The organism is Flavobacterium sp. H4147, assembly GCF_029360735.1.
Classification (GTDB): Bacteria; Bacteroidota; Bacteroidia; order Flavobacteriales; family Flavobacteriaceae; genus Flavobacterium; species Flavobacterium endoglycinae.
This window is the reverse complement of the sequence record NZ_JARKNB010000001.1, coordinates 259661-280665: the sequence shown is the minus strand read 5'-3', so window position 1 is coordinate 280665 and position 21005 is coordinate 259661. Positions and strand designations below refer to the sequence as shown.

Genomic DNA, 21005 nt, shown 5'->3' with positions numbered 1-21005 from the left:
AAATGGGAATTTTGAAAGTTTAAAGAAAATTTCATTCATAATTAACTTGTAACCATAATAAGGATTGTGTCGTCAAAGTGTTAATCAATCATTAATCACATACTATATGAAAACAATTTTCAAATTTTTAATTCTTCTTTTAATTTTTCAGACTGGATTTGCTCAAAATTTAGAAACGAAAATAGACAGTTTAATTCCTGCTTCGTTTAAAGCTGAAAATCCTGGCGCTGTGTTTCTTGCTGTTAAAAAAGGAAAAGTTGTTTACAAAAAAGCTTTTGGAATGGCAGATTTAGAGATGAATGTAAAGATGGAACCCGAATTTATTTTTGAAATAGGATCGATGACCAAACAGTTTACAGCAGTTTCTATTTTAATATTAGCAGAACAGGGAAAGCTTAAACTTGATGATCAGATCACGAAATTTATTCCAGATTATCCAATGCAGGGAAATGTGATTACGATACATCATCTGCTTACGCATACTTCGGGAATTAAAGATTTTACTAGTATGAAATCTATTAAGAATATTGCCAGAGAAGATTTATCTCCAAAAGAACTAGTCGACTTTTTTAAGAACGAACCCATGGATTTTAAGCCTGGGGAACAATACAAATATTGCAATTCTGGTTATGTGCTTTTGGGATATATTATTGAAAAAATCTCAGGCCAGTCTTATGAAGAATTTATTTCCCAGCATATTTTTCAAAAAGCCGGTATGCAGAATACATCTTATGCCAGTCATGAGAAAATCGTTAAGAATAGAGTTTCAGGATATCGCGGGAAAGGTAATTATGTAAATACCAATTATATTAGTTTTTCTATTCCGTATGCTTCGGGCTCGATAATGTCTAATGTTGACGATATGCTGAAATGGCAGTATGCGATAAGTAATCATAAATTGCTAAGCGCCTCTTTTACTGAAAAAGCCTTCATTAATTATTCATTAAATAACGGACAGCAAATAGATTACGGTTATGGATGGCATATTGAAAAAATTAAAGATAAATTGGTGCATGATCACGGTGGCAGTATTTTCGGTTTTAAGTCGATGGGAGTTTACGAACCTTCTCAGCAGATTTATGTAATTGGATTAAGTAATTGCGATTGCAACTCACCCACATCTATAACTAAAGACATTGCAGCTCTTTTAATAGATTAAATAAAAAAGGGTGCTTCGAAAGAAAACACCCCTTTTACAATTTTTATTATATGGTTTTATGCAGTCAAAGCTTCTTTGATTCTGCGTAAAGCTTCTTTTAAAATATCGTTGCTTGTTGCGTAAGAGAAACGAATACAGTTTGGATTTCCAAAAGCGTCTCCGGTTACTGTAGCTACGTTTGCTTCTGCTAAAAGATACATCGAAACATCGTTTGCATCTTTAATTTCGTGTCCTTTTAAAGTTTTTCCGAAGAAAGAAGAAACATCTGGGAATACATAAAATGCACCTTCTGGAACGTTGATTTTTACGCCTGGAATTTCTTTTAATAATCCAACTACTAAATCTCTGCGTCCGTGGAAAGCCTGAACCATTTCGTTAAGTACGCTTGGATCTGCATCTACAGCTGTGATTGTAGCTCTTTGTGCAACAGAATTTGCACCTGAAGTTACTTGACCTTGAATTTTTGTACACGCTTTTGCGATAAATTCTGGTGCTCCAATATATCCAATTCTGTATCCTGTCATTGCAAATGCTTTTGCAACTCCATTTACAGTAATTGTTTTTTCTAACATTCCTGGGATTGAACCGATACTGCAGAAAGTTCCTGAGAAATTGATGTGCTCATAAATTTCGTCGGCAACAACATAAATATTTGGATGTTTTTCCAACACTTTAGCCAAAGCTGTTAATTCTTCTCTGCTATAAACAGATCCAGAAGGATTACAAGGAGAAGAGAACCACATCATTTTTGTTTTTGGAGTAATCGCCGCCTCTAATTGTTCTGGAGTGATTTTAAAATCTGTATCTACAGAAGTTGGAACTTCAACAGGAACTCCGCCAGAAAGTTTTACAATTTCGAAATAAGATACCCAGTACGGTGCAGGTAAAATAACCTCATCGCCATCATTTAACATTACCTGCGCAATGTTGTATAAAGATTGTTTTGCTCCTGTAGACACTACGATTTGAGATGGTTTGTAATCTAAATCATTGTCTCTTTTAAATTTTCGACAGATTGCCTCTCTTAGATCTAAGTATCCTTCTACTGGAGAATAGGTACTGTAATTATCGTCGATTGCTTTTTTAGCAGCTTCTTTAATAAAATCAGGTGTATTGAAATCAGGTTCACCTAGACTTAAACTGATAATGTCTTTTCCTTGTGCTTTTAATTCGCGTGCCAAAGCTGCCATTGCTAATGTTTGCGAAGTAGCAAGATTGTTGATTCTGTCCGAAAGAATATGGTTCATTATAAAAATTTTGATTGTCCTTAAATTTGCTGTGTTGATTAAGGAAGGTTAATTATTAATAGATTTTTTTTAGTTTCTAAACTGCTAATTTTGGTTTCATTCCCAATTCACGTAAATGCTTAAAGTGTGCAATAACGGCACTTCGCATAGTTTTGTATTCGTAATATGGTAAGTTGCATTCTTTTGCAGTTTCCTTTACAATTTTTGCAATTTTACCATAATGAATATGACTTATATTTGGAAAAATATGATGTTCGATTTGATGGTTTAATCCGCCTGTATACCAATTTACGATGGCGTTTTTAGGAGCAAAATTAGTTGTAGTATACAATTGGTGAATGGCCCAAGTATTGTCCATTTCGCCCAAATCATTTGGAGTTGGATTGGTTGTATGATCTACAACGTGTGCTAATTGAAATACAATGCTTAGAATTAACCCTGCAGTGTAATGCATTGCAAAAAATCCAATAAGAACTTTCCACCATGTTATTCCAATTACCATTGGTAAAACAATCCAAATTGAAACATAAATCATTTTGGTGATGATCAAAGTTGTCCAAAGAATTTTAGGACTTTTTGGTTCTCCATACGATAATCTTCTTTTTAAGTAGTTTCTCATCTGCTTAAAATCGGTAGTTAATGCCCAGTTAAATGTCAATAAACCGTATAAGAAAACAGAATAATAATGTTGAAAACGGTGAAAACGATGCCATTCAGCATGTTCTGTAAAACGAATAATCCTTCCTGCATCTAAGTCCTCGTCGTGACCTGGAATATTAGTATAAGTATGATGAAGCACATTGTGTTGTACCTGCCAGTTGTAAACATTTCCGGCCAAAACATAAATAGTTCCGCCCATAAATTTATTAATCCAGCTTTTAGTCGAATAAGAACCATGATTACCATCGTGCATTACGTTCATTCCAACACCGGCCATTCCAACGCCCATTACGATGGATAATAATAACATAAGCCAGAAAGGCATGTTAAGCGTAAGGATTAAAAAGTATGGCGTTAAAAAAACAGCAAATAGAATAACAGCTTTTAAATGTAGTTTCCAATTTCCGGTTTTTTTAATATTATTTTCTTTGAAATAATTGTTTACTCGAGAGTTAAGGGTTCTAAAGAACTTCAAATTGTCTTGCCTTGCAAAAGTTGGAGCAGAGTTATTCATAATTATTTTAAATAGTTTTCAAAGGTAATTATTATAAATTTTCAATTTGCAAAATTGAGTTAAATATTTCAATCGTAAAGTAGTACTTTTGTTAAAAATTTAGAGCAATGGATGAGATATTGAAATATTTTCCCAATTTGACCGAACTTCAAATTGAACAATTTCAAAAATTAGACTTTTTATACCACGATTGGAACGAGAAAATTAATGTGATTTCACGTAAAGACATTGATTCATTATATACTAAACATATTTTGCATTCATTAGGAATTGCCAAGGTTATGAAATTCGAACCTGGAGCAACCGTTTTAGATGTTGGAACCGGCGGAGGTTTTCCGGGAATTCCGTTAGCGATTCTTTTTCCTGAAACACGTTTTTATTTAATTGATGTTATTGCCAAAAAAATAAGAGTAGTTCAAGGCGTTGTTGATGCATTAGAATTAAAGAATGTAAAAGCAGAACAAAAACGTGCAGAATTAGTGAAAGGTGACTTCGATTTTATTGTGAGCCGTGCTGTTACGAATATGCCGGATTTTGTTTCTTGGATTAAAGATAAAATCAAAAAACAGCACAAACACCTTTTAAAAAATGGAATTCTGTACTTAAAAGGAGGAGATTTAGCCGAAGAATTAAAAGATTTTCCAAATGCCACTTTATATGATCTGGCTGATTTTTTTGAAGATGAATTTTTCGAAACTAAAAAAGTGGTTCATCTTCCTTTAAAATTTAAACCTTAAATTCTATATAAAATAAACAACCCGTTTAGAAAACTCTAAACGGGTTGTTTATTATTTTAATAGTTGATATTTAGTATTTTCAGTACTGTCTAAAAAGACTTGCATTTCTAAATCGTTTGTTATCAATTCATCTTTGTTCATAAACCAGTCATAATTTTCTAAGGCGATTGCATTTGGGTTAATTTTTAAAACTTTTTCAATTTGTGTTAAAAATTTATCCATAAAGATTTTAAATGATGATGCAACTAAATATACATCGTCAGAATCATTAGTTGAATAATATCCAAAATAATGGTCGCCTGCTTCATTTTTTTTATCAAGATATCCAAACGTATTTCCTGCACTGTCTCCAATATAAGCCCAAAATTTAAGAGTAAGAATATTACTTGAGAGCCATAATTCACGATGGTTTTCGTAAAGATTTGTGCCAAGTTTATTGTTTTTTAATCCCAAAAAGCAATAGTCCAGAATGGAAGCACCATTGGTTTCTTTCAAAAAGTCTATATATTGCGTATCTATTTCACCAGTAATTTTGCCCATATTCCTTAGGATAATATCCTTGCCGAAATCCTTATACAATTTTATATAGGGACTGTTACTTTCTAGTTTTTCTATACGATTTAAAATATTTTGCATTTACTATTTTTTTGTAACTAATATATAATTTGGAGAATGATCGCTTAGGTTTTCTTCAGATAGGGAACTTTCATTTTTTGACCTTTTTGGAATCCTAACTTTTATAACCTGTAGCTTCAATTAATTCTACACCTCTTAGATTTGCGTTCAAAATGGCTTTTGCTAGTTCTTCAGATACTAATGGTCGAACAGGAAGATTTTCAATGGCATATAAAATATGTGCATTTTGATTTATATTAGATTTAAGAACTAAACCTTCTATTTTACATAAAATTGGGACATATAAACGACCACGTTCAAATATTGGATTATTATTTTCATCGAGTTCAACTTCCTTACCATCTAAATAGACAAATAAATTAAGTTTGGGAACTCCATGATCAGCCCAAGTCTCGTACGAAGTAGTTTTTTCAAGATCAATAACAGCACATTTAGTTGGAATAGAAAAATAGTAATAATCTTCATTTTGTATAAGTCGATCATTTGAGAAAATTATCTTAGCTGGAACTCTGCAATAATCAATCTGTGCACCTACAAGGTCAAAAACCTTTTTCGCTTTTTTACTTAATAACCCTGTATTTGTAAATAATATAATATCTAAATCTTTTTTCTTACCTCTAATTGTAAAAGTTATATTTTCTGATATGTTTTCAGCATTATTGATTTCAAATATGTTTATGCTTTCTTTATTAACTATTATATTTTTAGGAATTACTTTTGTCAGTGTAACTCCTTCGGTATCTTTTAATATTTTCATATGTACCTTTTTTTAATTTACAATTCTTTCATAATGATTTTGGCTTTCTAGTTTTCTATACGATTTAAAATATTTTGCATATACTATTTTTTTATAACTGATGTATAATTTGGAGAATGATCGCTTAGATTTTCTTCAGATAGAGAACTTTCTTCTTTCCACCAATATTCTTCATAAGTTTGAGGATTCTTATATTCAAATATGGATATAATACCTAATAATGAACAGGGTGTATCTGCCATAAAATCCCAACCATCTTTTTCAGCACAATAAGTTTCCGTTATTTTATCATACCAAAGTTTGTATCCCTTCTTGGTGATGATAGTAAAAACGGTATTATGCACATTTGAATATTCTGATAATGCAGGCATAAAGTGTTTTTAAATTTTAAATGACCATTTTAACCTCGGATAAAACTTTTGCTTTTATCAAATGGTTCTGATTCAACTAAACTTTCGTAGTTTTTATCTTCATTTTTAAATGGTGCGGGCATCCATTTATCTTCAATCATATTATAGCATTTTGCTCGATAGTCATGTAAGGATATAATTTGTGTGATTTCTTTTTGAAAGTTCTTCTCATCATGCCACATACTACCGCATTCACCGCATCCAAAGAAACTTGAAGTTTTATCCTCGATTAAGTCTACCCAGCCTGCACAATGACTAACAGGACAACGATATGGAGAAGTGTTGTTATTTAAATTTTGCATTTTATTCTTAATTGATTAAAAAAGGGTCGAGTAATCAATAAGATACTCGACCATAATGAAATTGTTATCTCAGCAGATCGAAAATTTATGATGCCTTTCTAGAAAAATTTAAAAACGGATTTGCTTTAAGATCTAAGTTGTCTATAAAATTATGAAGTGCAGTTTCAGAAGCTTCTGCTGTGCATACAAATTCCGCATCAAAGAAGAATTCACGTGAAATTGCTGGCTCATGTGATGAATCATAAACAGCTTCATCGGTTTCATCCAAATCTTGCGCTCTATATTGACAAGGATATTGAAGAATTAATTTCGTTAAAACTTCATTAAACCAAATGTCAAATTTTTTCTTTTTTGGAGTAATATGACGTGCTAATAATATAAGTCCAATAAGTTCAGTCTGTAAAAAGTAAGATCCTTTTCTATAACGAACATCAATCATTCTAACATTCATTAAAGCAATCCACAAGGCACCGTTTACAGATCCTGTAGCTGGTAAATCAAGATCAGTATCAAATAATAACGGAAGTGTTTGTTCGCGGTTATTAATAGAACACCAAAGGGCTTCAATACGTTTTTGTGTATCTAAAAAATGTTGCGTATAACCTGTAAAACGCCAGTAGATCCATTCAAGCAGAGCAGCAGCTAATCCTACCGAAGCTTTATGATTAATCTGCATTAAAGTATTTTCAAAATCTTCATTACCTTCAAGCGGATCCAGTAATTCATCAATTTTCTTTTTTGTCCATTTAAAATTTATAGGATGACCAATACTTTTTGATTCTAAAATCACCTTCGGAACATTGTTTAAATTTCTCATATTTTCTTTTTTTAAATTTATTTTAAAAGCGGTATTAATAATGAGACAAAAGTATGATGAGGGTTTTTCTAAAATAGGAGCTAAACGTTTTAAAAATAATAAAATAAGTTTTTTCGTTGCTTTAAAATGCTGAATTTCAATATAATAAGAAAAGTATTACAAAATAAACTTGTAAGAACTAATTTGTAATAAAAACAAAACCCCGAATCAGTAAAGAGTCGGGGTTTTTATATTGATAGTCAAAAGATTATCCTAAGAAAGGGTATCTGTAATCTTCTGGCGTTACAAAAGTTTCTTTAATAGTTCTTGGAGAAGCCCAGCGTAATAAGTTCAATGCAGAACCAGCTTTATCGTTAGTTCCAGAAGCTCTAGCTCCACCAAATGGCTGCATTCCTACAACAGCTCCGGTTGGTTTGTCATTAATATAGAAGTTACCAGCCGCATTTTGTAATTTAGTGGTAGCCACTTCAATTGCATAACGATCTTGGCTGAAAACTGCTCCTGTTAAAGCATACTCAGAAGTAGTATCAACTAATTCAAGAGTTTCTTCCCATTTAGCATCTTCGTAAACGTAAAGTGTGATAACCGGTCCAAACAACTCAGTTTCCATTGTAGTATATTTTGGATTTGTAGTTACAATAACCGTTGGCTCAATAAAGTATCCAACAGATTTATCGTAATTTCCTCCAACGATGATTTCTGCATCGGCATCTTTTTTAGCTTGGTCAATGTAGCTGGCTAATTTGTCAAAAGAACCTTCGTGGATAACTGCCGTAATAAAGTTTCCAAAATCTTCTGGAGAACCCATTTTCATAGATTTTACATCAGCAATTAACTGCTCTTTTACAGCTGGCCATAAACTTTGAGGAATATAAGCTCTAGAAGCTGCAGAACATTTTTGCCCTTGGAATTCAAATGCTCCACGAGTAATTCCAGTAACTACTTGTTTTACATTTGCACTTGGATGAGCAATGATAAAATCTTTACCTCCAGTTTCACCAACAATTCTTGGATATGTTTTATAGTTGTTGATGTTTGCTCCAATTTTAGCCCAGATATCTTTAAATACATGAGTTGATCCTGTAAAGTGAATCCCAGCAAAATCACGGCTGGCTAAAACAGTATCAGTAATCATTAAAGCATCTCCGAAAACTACATTAATAACTCCGTCTGGAACTCCAGCTTCTTTGAAAACGTCTACAATAATTTTTGCAGAAAATACTTGGCTATCACTTGGTTTCCAAACCACAACGTTACCCATCATAGCAGCACTTGCAGGAAGATTTGCAGCAATAGCAGTAAAGTTGAATGGAGTAATTGCATAAACAAAACCTTCTAATGGTCTGTACTCTACACGGTTCCAAACAGTAGAATCTGATTTTGGCTGATCGTTGTAGATTTGAGTCATAAACTCAACATTGTAACGTAAGAAGTCGATTAACTCGCAAGAAGAATCGATTTCTGCTTGGTGAATATTTTTAGACTGGCCAATCATAGTAGCAGCGTTAATACGAGCTCTGTATGGTCCAGCAATAAGTTCAGCAGCTTTTAAGAAAATAGCAGCACGTTGTTCCCATGCCATGTTTGCCCATGCTTTTCTTGCTTCAAGAGCGTTGGCAATGGCGCTTTCAATATGTTTTTTTTCAGCTAAATGATATTTTCCAACTACGTGCTGGTGATCATGAGGAGCTGTAATGTTTTTTGTGTTTCCAGTTCTGATTTCTTCGCTTCCAATATATAAAGGAACGTCAATTTGAGAATTCCACATTGTGGTGTACGCTGCCTGAACAGCTGCTTTTTCTGGTGAGTTCGGTGCGTAGCTTTTTACAGGCTCGTTTACCGCTTTTGGTACATGAAAGAATCCTTTTAACATGGGATAAATTATTTTAAAATTTACGAATTGTTTAATTTTTTACAAAAGTACAAATGATAATTTGATTATATCACAATACAATATTAAAAAGTTGTAATTTAATAAACTAATCTAGTGAAGTTGTAAAACAACTCATTTTATAAAGCTTTAAATTTGAGTTACTTCTAAAAAGAATGTCTTAATTTGATTACTATGAAAATACCGCTTTTAGCTTTTAACGACAAAGGTATTTACTGCCAGCAGGCCGATGTTTATCTTGATCCGTGGAGACCTGTAAAAAATGCCATTATTACACACGGACATTCAGATCATGCTCGCTGGGGACATCAAAATTACATTACACATCATACCAATATTCCTATTATCCGCCATCGATTGGGGGAAATAAATGTGACGGGAAAAGAATGGGGGGAAACCTTTGTAATCAATAATGTAAAATTTTCGCTTCATCCTGCCGGACATATTATTGGAAGTTCTCAAATCAGGGTAGAACATAAAGGCGAAGTCTGGGTTTTTACTGGTGATTACAAAACCGAAGATGATGGAATTTCTACCCCTTACGAAAGCATAAAATGCCACACTTTTATAACCGAATGTACTTTTGGTCTTCCGGCTTTCAATTGGACACCACAGGCCGAAGTAATTTCGGAAATTAATAATTGGTGGGCAGAAAATAAAGCAGAAGGCAGAACTTCAATTCTATTTGGTTATTCTTTAGGAAAAGCACAAAGACTTTTAAAATATCTTGATACCGATATTGGCAAAATCTACACTCACGGTGCCATCGAAAATATGACGAATGTTTTACGGCCAATGGTTTATTTTCCTCCAACCGAATTAATAACAAGAGAAACCAAACGAGAAGCTCTTTTAGGAAATATAGTTTTGGCGCCGCCAAGCGCACACGGAAGTATCTGGATTAGAAAAATGACACCTTTTGTGACTGGAGCAGCCAGCGGATGGATGGCCTTTCGCGGAGCAAGAAGAAGAAGAGCTATTGATAAAGGTTTCGTATTAAGTGATCACTGCGACTGGCATTCTTTATTAGGAAGTATAAAAGCAACCGGTGCGGAAAAGGTAATCTGTACACATGGTTATACGGATATTTTTGCTAAATATTTAAGAGAATTAGGTTACGATGCCAGAACCGAGAAAACGCAATATGAAGGTGAAAGTGCAGAAATGGAAAAAGATGAAAAAGAAGTAGAAATAGATCAAGTCCAGACTTCGATTATTTCAGAAAAATAATAATTACGAAAAAATTAAACACTTAGAAACATAGGTTAAAATTGAAATCAAAAGAAGGTAAAGGAAAAACTAGTTTTCACACATAGCTATGTTTTTTTAAATAAATGAAATGCCTTTAAGAACAAAGAAAACCAATGATTCTATGGGTTTACTAATTATGCTCAACGATAGGATGTAAAAATGAAAAACTTTGCCCAACTCATAAAAACGCTGGACAGCTCCAATAAGACGAATGTAAAAGTCGATGCCCTTACGATGTATTTTAAAAATGCATCGCCTGAGGATAAAGTCTGGACCATTGCGATTCTTTCGCATCGTCGTCCGGCACGACCTGTTAATACCACTTTGCTGCGTCTTTGGGCAAACGAATTAGCGAATATTCCGTTGTGGCTGTTTGAAGAAAGTTATCATATTGTAGGCGATTTGGCCGAAACTATCGCATTGATAATTCCCACTACAAACGAACATTCTGATAAAAGTTTAACTGAATTTTTACAGGAAATAATCGCTTTGAAAAAGAAACCCGATTCGGAGAAAAAAGAATATCTGCATGAAAACTGGAAAGCACTGAATTATTATGAACGTTTTGTTTTTACTAAATTAATTACAGGAAGTTTCAGAATCGGCGTAAGCCAAAAATTAATGACACGAGCTTTATCAAAAGCAGAAGATGTAGATGAAGATGCTTTGGCTTATAAATTAATGGGAAACTGGAATCCTAATACAATCACTTTTCAGGAATTGATTTTGGATGAAAAAAGTTCAGATTATCTCTCAAAACCTTATCCGTTTTATCTCGCCTATCCCATTGAAGGAGAAATTGAAGATTTGGGAAGTCCAGAAGACTGGTCAATAGAACATAAATGGGACGGCATTCGTTCGCAAACTATTATTCGCGACAATGAAATTTATGTCTGGTCAAGAGGCGAGGAGCTGGTAACCGATAAATATCCAGAATTTCAGGCTTTCGTTGGATTGATACCAAACGGAACCGTAATTGATGCCGAAATATTAGCTTTTCCATCCAATCAAATAGGTACATTTAATGATCTTCAAGCTAGAATTGGAAGAAAAACTATCTCGGCAAATCTTTTGGAAAAAGTGCCGGTTATTTTAAAAGCATACGATATTTTAGAATGGGAAGGTCAGGATGTTCGAAATCTGGCTTACAGCGAAAGAAGAGCGTTACTGGAAAATTTATATGATGATATTAAAGATTTAAATACGCCATTTAGGTTATCCGAAAGAGTTTCGTTAAAAACTTGGGAAGATGTTACCAATGAGAGAATGCGTGCCCGAGAAATGAGAAGCGAAGGTTTGATGCTAAAACGAAATACATCGCCGTATCAGGTGGGGAGAAAAAAAGGTGATTGGTGGAAATGGAAAATAGAACCTTTAACCATAGATGCCGTTTTAACCTATGCCATGCGCGGACACGGACGAAGATCAAACCTCTTTACCGATTATACTTTTGCACTCTGGCAGACAAATGAAAACGGTGAAAAAGAACTCGTAACTTTCGCAAAAGCGTATTCCGGTTTAACCGATGCTGAATTTCGACGTGTTGATGATTTCATTAAAAAGAATACTTTAGAGCGTTTTGGTCCTGTGCGAAGTGTAACGCCTCAATTGGTTTTTGAAATTGGTTTCGAAGGAATTTCACTTTCTAAAAGACACAAAAGCGGAGTGGCGACACGATTTCCAAGGATTTTAAGATGGAGACACGACAAGAAAATAGAAGACGCCAATTCTATTGAAGATTTAAAAAATATGATTTCGTAAAAGCAACAAAGCAACAAAGTAACAAAGTAACAAAGTGTCAAATAAAAACCTTTTTACCTCTGAACCTTTATCACTTTGTACCTTAAAAAAATGAACAGAGAAGAACTATATATAATTGCCGAAAATTGGTTTAGAGATCAGGGCTGGAAAGCATTTCCGTTTCAAACCCAGACTTGGACTGCTTTTCTGCAAGGCAAAAACGGGCTGTTAAACGCACCAACTGGGAGCGGAAAAACTTATGCTTTATGGTTTCCGGTAGTTCTCGATTACATCAAAAAAAATCCCGATTATAAAACGAAGCACAAATCTGGATTAAAAGCAATCTGGATAACGCCTCTGCGTGCACTTTCGGTAGAAATTAAACAAGCAGCTGAACGAATTATCGATGATTTGGATTTGCAATTAACCGTCGGAATCCGGTCGGGAGATACTTCACAAAGCGAAAGGGCGAAGCAGAAAAATAAAATGCCGGATTTGTTAATTACAACACCCGAAAGTTTACAACTTCTGCTGGCTGCAAAACAATACGAAAAAACTTTTGCCAATTGCGGTTCAATTGTAGTAGATGAATGGCATGAATTGTTAGGAACGAAGCGCGGTGTGCAAATGGAATTGGCTCTTTCCCGACTTAAAACTATTGCGCCTAAAATGCGTATCTGGGGAATTTCGGCAACCATTGGTAATCTCGAATTAGCGCAGCAGGTTTTGTTAGGTCCAGATTCTGAGGCGTATCAAAATTCAGTTTTAATAAAAGCTCATATCAACAAAAAAATAAAAATAGAATCGATTCTTCCAGAGAAGATGGAAAGTTATCCGTGGCGCGGGCACATGGGATTACATTTAATCGATGAGGTGGCTAAAATTATCAGAAAAAGCAAAACTACTTTAATTTTCACCAATGTCCGTTCTGCCTGCGAAATCTGGTATCAGGCAATTTTAGAAAAATATCCTGAATTTGCAGGAGAAATGGCCATGCATCACGGCAGTATCAGCAGAGAAATTCGGTTATGGGTCGAAAGCGCTATTCGTCATGAAGAATTAAAAGTCGTGGTTTGTACTTCGAGTCTCGATCTTGGCGTTGATTTTGCGCCCGTAGAAACTATTATTCAGGTTGGCGGACCAAAAGGTGTTGCGCGTTTTTTGCAGAGAGCAGGACGAAGCGGACACCAGCCGGGAAAAGAAAGTGTCATTTATTTTCTCGCTACACATGCGATGGAATTAATTGAAGCTTCGGCATTAAAAAAAGCAGTTGCCAAAACCGTTGTCGAAGATCGAATGCCGTATTTAAACAGCTGGGATGTTTTGGTGCAATACCTAAATACACTGGCGGTTTCTGACGGATTTTTTCCAAATGAAATTTTTGAAGAAGTAAAAACGACTTTCTGTTATCAAAATATAACCAAAGAAAATTGGAATTGGATTCTCAATTTTATTACAAACGGAAGCCAGAGTTTGCAAGCTTACGATGAATTTAAAAAAGTAGAAATTGAAGAAGACGGACGTTTTAAAATCAACAGTCGTTTTATTGCGATGCATCATCGAATGCAGATTGGAACTATTGTGGGTGATGCCGTTTTGAATGTAAAATTTTTAAGCGGCGGATTTATTGGAACTATCGAAGAATGGTTTGCTTCGAAATTACAGCGCGGCGACGTTTTTACTTTTGCAGGAAGAAGGCTGGAATTGTTTCAGATTAAAAATATGCAGGTTCTGGTTCGAAAAGCCGATCCTAAGAAAACATCAAAAACCGTTAGCTGGATGGGCGGACGCATGACATTATCTGCACAAATGAGTAAATTGCTTCGGGAAGAATTATATGCAGCAAACACCGAAAACTTATCTCCGGAATTAAAAGCATTAAAACCCATTTTTGATAGACAGCGCAAAGAAAGTATCGTTCCTAATAATGACGAATTTCTAATTGAAACTTTTAAAACTAGAGAAGGTTTTCATGCTATTTTTTATCCTTTTGAAGGTCGTTATGTACACGAAGCTTTGGCCAGTTTAATTTCGTACAGAATCAGTCTGCTGTCGCCAATTACTTTTTCGCTGGCGTATAATGATTATGGATTTGAACTGCTTTCGGATCAGGAAATTGATATGGAAGCTGTTTTTGATAATGACTTATTTACAACTGCATATGTACATTATGATTTGCAAAAAAGTTTAAACTCAACCGAAATGGCGCGAAGAAAATTTCGCGATATTGCAGTTATTGCCGGCTTAGTATTTACCGGAATGCCTGGAAAACCCGTTAAAACAAAACATCTGCAAAGTGGTTCTCAATTGATTTTTGAGGTTTTCAGAGATTACGAACCTGATAATTTATTATTGCAGCAGGCTTTTACAGAAACATTCGAACATCAGCTCGAAGAAGGACGTTTGATTCAGGCATTGGAAAGAATCAACAATCAGAAAATCGTTTGGAAACAATGTTTAAAACCAACACCTTTTAGTTTTCCAATAATTACCGACCGTCTGAGAGAAAAATTATCGAGCGAAACTTTACAAGAAAGAATTAAAAAGATGACGGCGAGTTACATGAAATAATAAAAACATGAATATTACAATCAACAATCAAAATTTTATATTACATCCCTGCGGTGCGGCTTTTTGGGAAGAAAAGAAAATACTCTTAATCTCTGATCTGCATCTAGGAAAAATTGCGCATTTCAGGAAACACGGAATGGCAATTCCTGAAAAAGCGGTTCATGAAAATTTTAATAGGTTGAATGCTATTCTGCAATTATTTGATGTTGAAACAATTATTTTTCTAGGAGATTTATTCCACAGTAAAATTAATAATGAATGGGATTTTTTTGAAGATTGGACTAAAACCGTGACACAGCAGCTTATTTTAGTAGAAGGCAATCATGATATTATTTCTAAAAAATATTATACCGATTTGAATATCGGAATCTATTCAGAAATTACAATACATGATTTTCTGCTGACACATCATCCGTCAACACGAGAAAATTTTTTCAATTTATGCGGACACATTCATCCTGGAATAAAACTTAAAGGATTAGGAAGACAGTTTTTGAGTTTATCGTGTTTTTTTAGAAAACCAGATCAAATGATTTTTCCGGCATTTGGAGAATTCACAGGCAATTTTTATCTGGTTCCCGAAGAAAATGACAAAGTATATGTACTTGCAAAAGATGAGGTAATCGAAATAAAACGTTGATTAGTTTAATGCAAAAGGAGCACACATTCTAAAAGTAGGAACAATTACTTTGAATGTTTTAGTTGTGGTGAAATTGATCATATTGAAATGACCTTTCATAGCACCATAAGGAGATGATAATAAACAACCAGAGCTGTAAGTGTGGTTTTCGCCTGGTTTTAAAACAGGTTTTTTACCAATAACACCTTCACCGTCAACAATATCTAAATCGTTTAGTGAGTCGAAAATTTCCCAGTGGCGAGAAGTCAATTGAACAGAATCTTTACTATGATTTTCGATTGTAACCACATAGCTGAATGCAAAGTGAATCTTGTAGTTCTTGAAGTAAGTTCCTTCAAAACTAGTTAAAACCGATATTTTTATGCCTCGAGTAATTTGAGAAACCATACTAGCCTAGTAAATCTGTGTGTTATAGGTACAAAGCTACGAAAAAAAATTAGGAAACCTAAAACCTTAACAATGTTTTAATTAACGATATTTATCGAGTTTGCATTGCCTTTTCCTATCACTCTTTGATAACGATCTGTACTTTCTTTGTAATAAACGAGAATAGTATATTCGTTTTCTGTTTGATAGAAATTTCCATCTATAGCATTTTCATTATCAATATTTCCTTTTTTATCGGCTACTGTATACTGAAAATTGGTGAAACCTTGTTTAATCATTACGGCTTTTTCAAATACTGCTTTATCGGTATTATAATCCATTTTGTATTCTGGCGAAAGGCTGTAATTATTGAACATTCCAGTAATGTAAATGTCTTTGTTTAGTCTGAAAGCGGGAGCCGAAAGTGTAAAATATACCCAAGCATAATCGGCTTCGATACTGTTGTCGGAAGCATTTATATTTTTTACCACAAAATTACCGTTTACATCCTGATAATTGGTGTAAATCTGATTTCCTCTTGCGGCATTGGTATACAAATAGGCATTGTAAATATCATTGTTAGAACCAATTCGGCCTACATTATTATTAGCGGCACGAATGTCTTTATTCTCAAAATATAAAAATTCATTGCCAGCCCAAAATTGTGTTTCGGCATCATATTTATAAACGAGTTGATTTCCTATTGTATATTGTGGCACGACATTTTTAATAGCAGTATTGAAGTTTCCGTTTTGCAGTAAAAGCACTTTTACGTTTTGTGCTGGCGTTTGAAAAGTAATGTCATTTGAAGCAATAGTGAAATCTAGATTTTGTTTTTGATCAATATTGCTGAGGTTTCGGCTTCGTTTTACCTGCACAGCAACGGTAGAATGATTTTCGTAAACAATAAACCGTCTTGAAAAAACAACCTCTTTATCTTCATTTAAGATTTTCAGCATATAATTTCCAGATAATCTGATTTGTGTTGTAAACTGATTTGGAAAAGTAAGACGGTAATGCGAATAGATCTGAAGGGTATTGAAAGAATTCGAATAATCCATAATTCTCTGGCCGTCGAAACCACGTATGTAATCATTTTTTGGAATATCAGAAGGTTTCCAGTTGTAATCGCAGTGAACTAATTCAAAATAATAATTGGCTTCGTTTCCAAATAAATCATCAAACTGAAGTTCAATTGTAGAACCTAATTCAAATATAGGAACAACATTATTGCCATTCTGTACAAAAGTGACAGTTTTGATATTGTAAGGAGGATCGATTTCTTTTTCCTGCGCTTTTGCTAAAGTAAAAACAAAAAGAAAAATTAAGCTTGTATATAAAAATTTCGGCATCGCATTACGTTGTAAGATTGTAAATATAAGAATTTTATTAAACGTATTGCGATGCCGAATTATTGGGTTTTGTTAAGAATTTAAAATGTATTCTAAATTCGCTTCAATTTCGTCATTGATGTAGCTTTCCTCTAAAAGCGAATCCGATAATAGTTTTTTGTTTTCTTGCATCTTGATAATTTTTTCTTCAACCGTATTTTTAGAAATAAAACGAATCACATTTACTTTATTCAGCTGACCAATTCGGTGAGCTCGCGCCACTCCTTGTTTTTCAGCAAAAGGATTCCACCAAGGATCTAAAAACAATACATAAGAGGCTTTGGTAATGTTCAATCCAACACCTCCAGCTTTTAGCGAAATAAAAAACAACAATGGATTTTCTTTTTCCTGAAACATTTTAACCTGCTGTTCTCTTTTGTCTGAAGGCGTTTCTCCAGTAATTTCGCAAAACTCTATTTTGTTTTCTTTGCACCAATCAGTGTAAAAATTTAAATTGGTAACAAACGAACTAAAAATGATTACTTTTTGTTTTGCTTTGACTAAATTTTCCAGATAATTGGTCACTGCAATATATTTTCCCGAATCAATTTCTGAATCTGCGTCAACCATTTTTGGATGATTACTCAATTGTCGCAACTTCATTAAAGTATTGATAATGCTTATTTTATCTGGATTTGAATCTGTTTTCAGCAGGAAATTACGAGCTTTTGATTTTTCTTTCTCGTATAATTTTTCCTGTTCCGGATCCATATCGCAGTAATAAATCTGCTCCGTTAACTCTGGTAAATCTTTTAAAACCTGTTCTTTGGTTCTTCTTAAAATATACGGCTGGATAAGGTTTTTTAATTCTGTTAAAACTTCTTCGTTCTGCTTTTTCTCAATCGGATTTTTAAAATTTTCCATAAAGAAAGCATAACTGCTCAAAATATCTGGATTGATAAACTGCATTTGCGACCATAAATCGTCAAGCGAATTTTCGATCGGCGTTCCACTCAAAGCAATTTTATGTCCTGTGCTGATTTTATTGATGGCTTTAAAAATCTTAGAATTTTTATTTTTGATGTACTGACTTTCATCTAAAATCAAATAACGAAAATCGTGTTTTTCTAAAATTGAAATATCACGATGTACAATGCTGTAACTCGTAAAAATTAAGTCGGTAGAATTTATTCTGCTTGCCAATGATTTTCGATCATTACCCACATATTGCATTTTCGAAAAATGCGGTGTGAATTTTCCAGCTTCATTAAACCAGTTAAAAACCAATGATGAAGGAAGAACAATCAAAGCTTTTAAAGGTTCTCTTTCGATTGTTGTTTCGTTGGCAAACAAATCAAAATTGGTGGTTTTGGTGGTGAAGCCTAATTGTTCTTGAACAGAAACCAAAACCGATAAAGTCTGCAGCGTTTTTCCAAGTCCCATATCATCGGCTAAACAAGCGCCCATATTGGAATTAAAATGACCCAAAAGCCATTTTACACCATCAATTTGATACGGTCTTAAAGTCGCTTTTATCAAATCTGAACCAGTAAATTCGGCTTGGTGAATTTGGTCTAAATCATTGTCAATTTCCGAAATCCCGTCTAAAGCAGTAAAATTGCTTTTTCTAAGAAGTAAAGCGCCATTTTCTGTTTTGGCTAATTTTGCCAAAGAACCATATTTACTGAACCATTCCAGCGGAATCAGGAAAAAATTCCCGTCAGGCAAAAGGAAAAGTCTTTCTTTGCTCTTAATGTTTGGAATAATTTCGCTGAAATTGATTTTATAATGACCAACAGTAATGATAATTTTAATATCAAACCAATCTCCGTTTGTATCTTTTGAGGCAGAAATAGTATGGCTTTCAGTAATGATTTCTTTGCTTTCCAGTTTTAGATTTTGAATATTAAAACCTAAATCTTTCAGTTTTTCTTTATGGTCAATAATCAATTGAATGTTGATGTAAGGATCTGAATTTTCAACATCAGCATTTAATCCAAACAATTCATTTTTGATTTTTTCTAAACCAATTTCGGATAGTTTTTCAACATATAAACTTTCAGCAGCACTTCGTTTAAACTGAATGATTTTAGGTTCGTTGGCTACGCTGAAATCAACGAAGGAATGTGTTTTTTTAGTTTTGCTCGAGTCAAAAGAATATCCGTTGTAATCAAAATAAAGATTGAGATAATAACAGTTTTTAAAGAAATCAAAAACAGGCTGAATCGTGCAGGAAACAATTGTATCGCGAAGCTCGATTTCAAAACCTGTGGCTTCGATATCTAATTTCTTAGCGATCTGCGGAATAAAACTCTTGAAATAATCATCGACTAACTTTGATGGAATTTCAATGGATTGTTTCTTTAAAAACGGCATCAGTTTTTTTGAGTTCAACTCTTTTAACTGTCCTAGTTTTTTATTGATAATTAACCAGCCTGGTTCGTCTAAAAGAATATCTACAGTACTGTTCATTGGCAGAAATGTAGTTTCATTTTCCTTTAAAGAAAGCGTATAGGTAATACCTTCTGGATGTTTGTCGAATTGAATCTGCGGTTCAAACTCCAGCGGATCGATGCTGACTCTCGAACGGTAAAAGTCTTTTTCAGGTCCAATGTTTAAGGATAAAGGAAATTGTTCTTGTACAATCAAACTGTAAAAAGAGCCTAAATACAGTTTTAAATGCTGGCGAATAGCAAAATCAATTTTTGAATCTTTTTGAAGATCTGCAATTGTTTTGGCTGATTTGATTTTGGCACTGAATTTTTTGAAGATGTATTCAGGTCTTAGCGATTCGCATGCCGTTAGTATTCTTTTGGTATTAGAATCTAAATTTTCAAAAACGATTCCAAAACTTTCAAGCACATCTTTACTCGCTTTTTTGTCTAAATATTTAATGTCATCAGTATTCTCAACAATATAGGCTGTTGGGAGGTAAGTGTTTAGATTTTTTTCAAAACTGATGTCAAAGCAGAACTGAAATAAATTTGTAAAGTCCAAGGTTTAGGTTTTTTGTTTGGTTTTGATTTGGGAGGCTTATAAAAAAGAAAGAGTTTTCAAAATATCTAATTTGAAAACTCTTTTTGAATGAACTTATATCACTTATAGGATGAAAAATTAGTTTTCCTGTTTAAAGCAAAGCGGAATAATTTCTCCTTTTGCCAAACAGTATTTTTCAACCAATTCTGGTGCAATTTTGTTAGTGTAATCTTCTTCGATCACAATAAAACCAATACTTCTTAATTTGTCGAAATAATCGCGGCCGTAAACACGCACGTGATCGTATTGTCCGAAGATTTTAGCACGTTCTTTTTGATCAGTAATCGAATCATCTGCAAAAGTAACTTCGCGAGATAAATCCTGCGGAATCTGTAAAATTGCCATTCCGCCTGGTTTTAAAACACGATATAATTCCTGCATTGCTTTAGTATCGTCTGGAATGTGTTCTAAAACGTGATTGCATAAAATAACATCGTACTCGTTGTCTTGGAAAGGTAAATTACAGATATCTGCTTTTACATCTGCCAAAGGCGAAAGCAAATCCGTCGTCGTATAATCTAAGTTTTTCTGCTTGCGGAATCTTTTATAAAAAGCCTGCTCCGGAGCAAAATGCAATACTTTTTTGGGTGCTGTAAAAAAATCAGTCTGGTCATTTAAATACAACCAAAGCAAACGGTGTCTTTCTAAAGAAAGTGTACTTGGCGAAAGCACATTGTTACGTTGTTTTCCGTATCCGTAAGGCAAAAATGATTTAAAGCTTTTTCCATCAATCGGATCTGTAAATTTATCCCCTTTTAATGAAAAGGCTAAAATAGGACGAGCCACATAACTCAAACGAATTAATAATGGGCGAGGTATTGTATTTAAAACTAATTTGAAAAGTTTTTTCATGGGGTTATTCCAAAATATTTTTGTTTTCCTGCAAGGTTTTTAAAACCTTGTAGCTATTTAATGTTTGAAAAAAGACACCTACAAGGTT

18 protein-coding genes are annotated in these 21005 nt (G+C 33.8%); 6 read left to right on the top strand and 12 right to left on the bottom strand.

All coding sequences use genetic code 11. The features are described from left to right. Positions 1-106 precede the first annotated feature (106 nt). Positions 107-1159 (top strand): serine hydrolase, encoded by a 1053-nt coding sequence (locus P2W75_RS01230; RefSeq protein WP_207297676.1) that lies wholly within the window; start codon positions 107-109, stop codon positions 1157-1159. Positions 1160-1215: 56 nt separating this feature from the next. Here the strand turns inward: P2W75_RS01230 and P2W75_RS01225 are convergent, their stop codons facing one another. Both P2W75_RS01225 and P2W75_RS01220 read right to left on the bottom strand, forming a co-directional pair. Further along, positions 1216-2406 (bottom strand): pyridoxal phosphate-dependent aminotransferase, encoded by a 1191-nt coding sequence (locus tag P2W75_RS01225; RefSeq protein WP_276378609.1) that lies wholly within the window; start codon positions 2404-2406, stop codon positions 1216-1218. Between the two features lie 76 nt (positions 2407-2482). Then, positions 2483-3580, bottom strand: a complete 1098-nt coding sequence (locus P2W75_RS01220) for an acyl-CoA desaturase (protein ID WP_207297674.1) — start codon at positions 3578-3580, stop codon at positions 2483-2485. 107 nt (positions 3581-3687) lie between these two features. Here P2W75_RS01220 and rsmG point away from each other — a divergent pair, with 107 nt between their 5' ends. Beyond that, on the top strand, positions 3688-4317 hold the full coding sequence (gene rsmG, locus P2W75_RS01215; RefSeq protein WP_276378608.1) for a 16S rRNA (guanine(527)-N(7))-methyltransferase RsmG: 630 nt from the start codon (positions 3688-3690) through the stop codon (positions 4315-4317). A 51-nt stretch (positions 4318-4368) separates the two neighbouring features. Here rsmG and P2W75_RS01210 read toward each other — a convergent pair whose 3' ends face one another. The 6 genes from P2W75_RS01210 to pruA form a co-directional block, all read right to left on the bottom strand. Continuing rightward, positions 4369-4953: an SMI1/KNR4 family protein gene (locus tag P2W75_RS01210; RefSeq protein ID WP_276378607.1), complete on the bottom strand. Its 585-nt coding sequence runs from the start codon at positions 4951-4953 to the stop codon at positions 4369-4371. A gap of 94 nt (positions 4954-5047) precedes the next feature. After that, positions 5048-5710 carry a hypothetical protein gene (locus P2W75_RS01205; protein WP_276378606.1) on the bottom strand — a complete coding sequence of 221 codons (663 nt, stop codon included), beginning with the start codon at positions 5708-5710 and terminating at the stop codon, positions 5048-5050. Between the two features lie 83 nt (positions 5711-5793). Continuing rightward, a complete protein-coding gene (locus tag P2W75_RS01200; RefSeq protein ID WP_276378605.1) occupies positions 5794-6081 on the bottom strand; it encodes a hypothetical protein in 288 nt (95 codons plus the stop codon). Between the two features lie 29 nt (positions 6082-6110). Beyond that, entirely contained in the window at positions 6111-6422 is a 312-nt protein-coding gene (locus P2W75_RS01195; RefSeq protein ID WP_276378603.1) for a hypothetical protein, read from the bottom strand. Positions 6423-6507: 85 nt separating this feature from the next. Then, on the bottom strand, positions 6508-7239 hold the full coding sequence (locus P2W75_RS01190) for a hypothetical protein (RefSeq protein ID WP_276378602.1): 732 nt from the start codon (positions 7237-7239) through the stop codon (positions 6508-6510). A gap of 247 nt (positions 7240-7486) precedes the next feature. Next, positions 7487-9112, bottom strand: a complete 1626-nt coding sequence (pruA, locus tag P2W75_RS01185; RefSeq protein ID WP_207297671.1) for an L-glutamate gamma-semialdehyde dehydrogenase — start codon at positions 9110-9112, stop codon at positions 7487-7489. Between the two features lie 192 nt (positions 9113-9304). On the opposite strand from pruA, the gene P2W75_RS01180 reads away from it, so the two are divergent. The 4 genes from P2W75_RS01180 (at position 9305) to pdeM (ending at position 15332) form a co-directional block, all read left to right on the top strand. Next, positions 9305-10360 carry a ligase-associated DNA damage response exonuclease gene (locus P2W75_RS01180; RefSeq protein ID WP_207297670.1) on the top strand — a complete coding sequence of 352 codons (1056 nt, stop codon included), beginning with the start codon at positions 9305-9307 and terminating at the stop codon, positions 10358-10360. 180 nt (positions 10361-10540) lie between these two features. Continuing rightward, positions 10541-12142, top strand: a complete 1602-nt coding sequence (locus P2W75_RS01175) for an ATP-dependent DNA ligase (protein ID WP_276378601.1) — start codon at positions 10541-10543, stop codon at positions 12140-12142. 90 nt (positions 12143-12232) lie between these two features. Further along, positions 12233-14692, top strand: coding sequence for a ligase-associated DNA damage response DEXH box helicase (locus P2W75_RS01170; RefSeq protein ID WP_276378600.1), 2460 nt, complete (start codon positions 12233-12235; stop codon positions 14690-14692). A gap of 7 nt (positions 14693-14699) precedes the next feature. Then, complete coding sequence (gene pdeM / locus P2W75_RS01165; RefSeq protein WP_276378599.1) at positions 14700-15332, top strand: ligase-associated DNA damage response endonuclease PdeM; 633 nt, start codon at positions 14700-14702, stop codon at positions 15330-15332. Here the strand turns inward: pdeM and apaG are convergent, their stop codons facing one another. The 4 genes from apaG to P2W75_RS01145 all read right to left on the bottom strand — a co-directional run bounded on the left by apaG (position 15333) and on the right by P2W75_RS01145 (position 20917). Next, positions 15333-15719, bottom strand: a complete 387-nt coding sequence (apaG, locus tag P2W75_RS01160) for a Co2+/Mg2+ efflux protein ApaG (RefSeq protein WP_012023834.1) — start codon at positions 15717-15719, stop codon at positions 15333-15335. Positions 15720-15796: 77 nt separating this feature from the next. Beyond that, positions 15797-17050 carry a DUF5103 domain-containing protein gene (locus P2W75_RS01155; protein WP_207297666.1) on the bottom strand — a complete coding sequence of 418 codons (1254 nt, stop codon included), beginning with the start codon at positions 17048-17050 and terminating at the stop codon, positions 15797-15799. Between the two features lie 72 nt (positions 17051-17122). Further along, positions 17123-20026 carry a DEAD/DEAH box helicase gene (locus tag P2W75_RS01150; protein WP_276378597.1) on the bottom strand — a complete coding sequence of 968 codons (2904 nt, stop codon included), beginning with the start codon at positions 20024-20026 and terminating at the stop codon, positions 17123-17125. 117 nt (positions 20027-20143) lie between these two features. Further along, positions 20144-20917 (bottom strand): class I SAM-dependent methyltransferase, encoded by a 774-nt coding sequence (locus P2W75_RS01145; protein ID WP_276378596.1) that lies wholly within the window; start codon positions 20915-20917, stop codon positions 20144-20146. Positions 20918-21005: the final 88 nt, after the last annotated feature.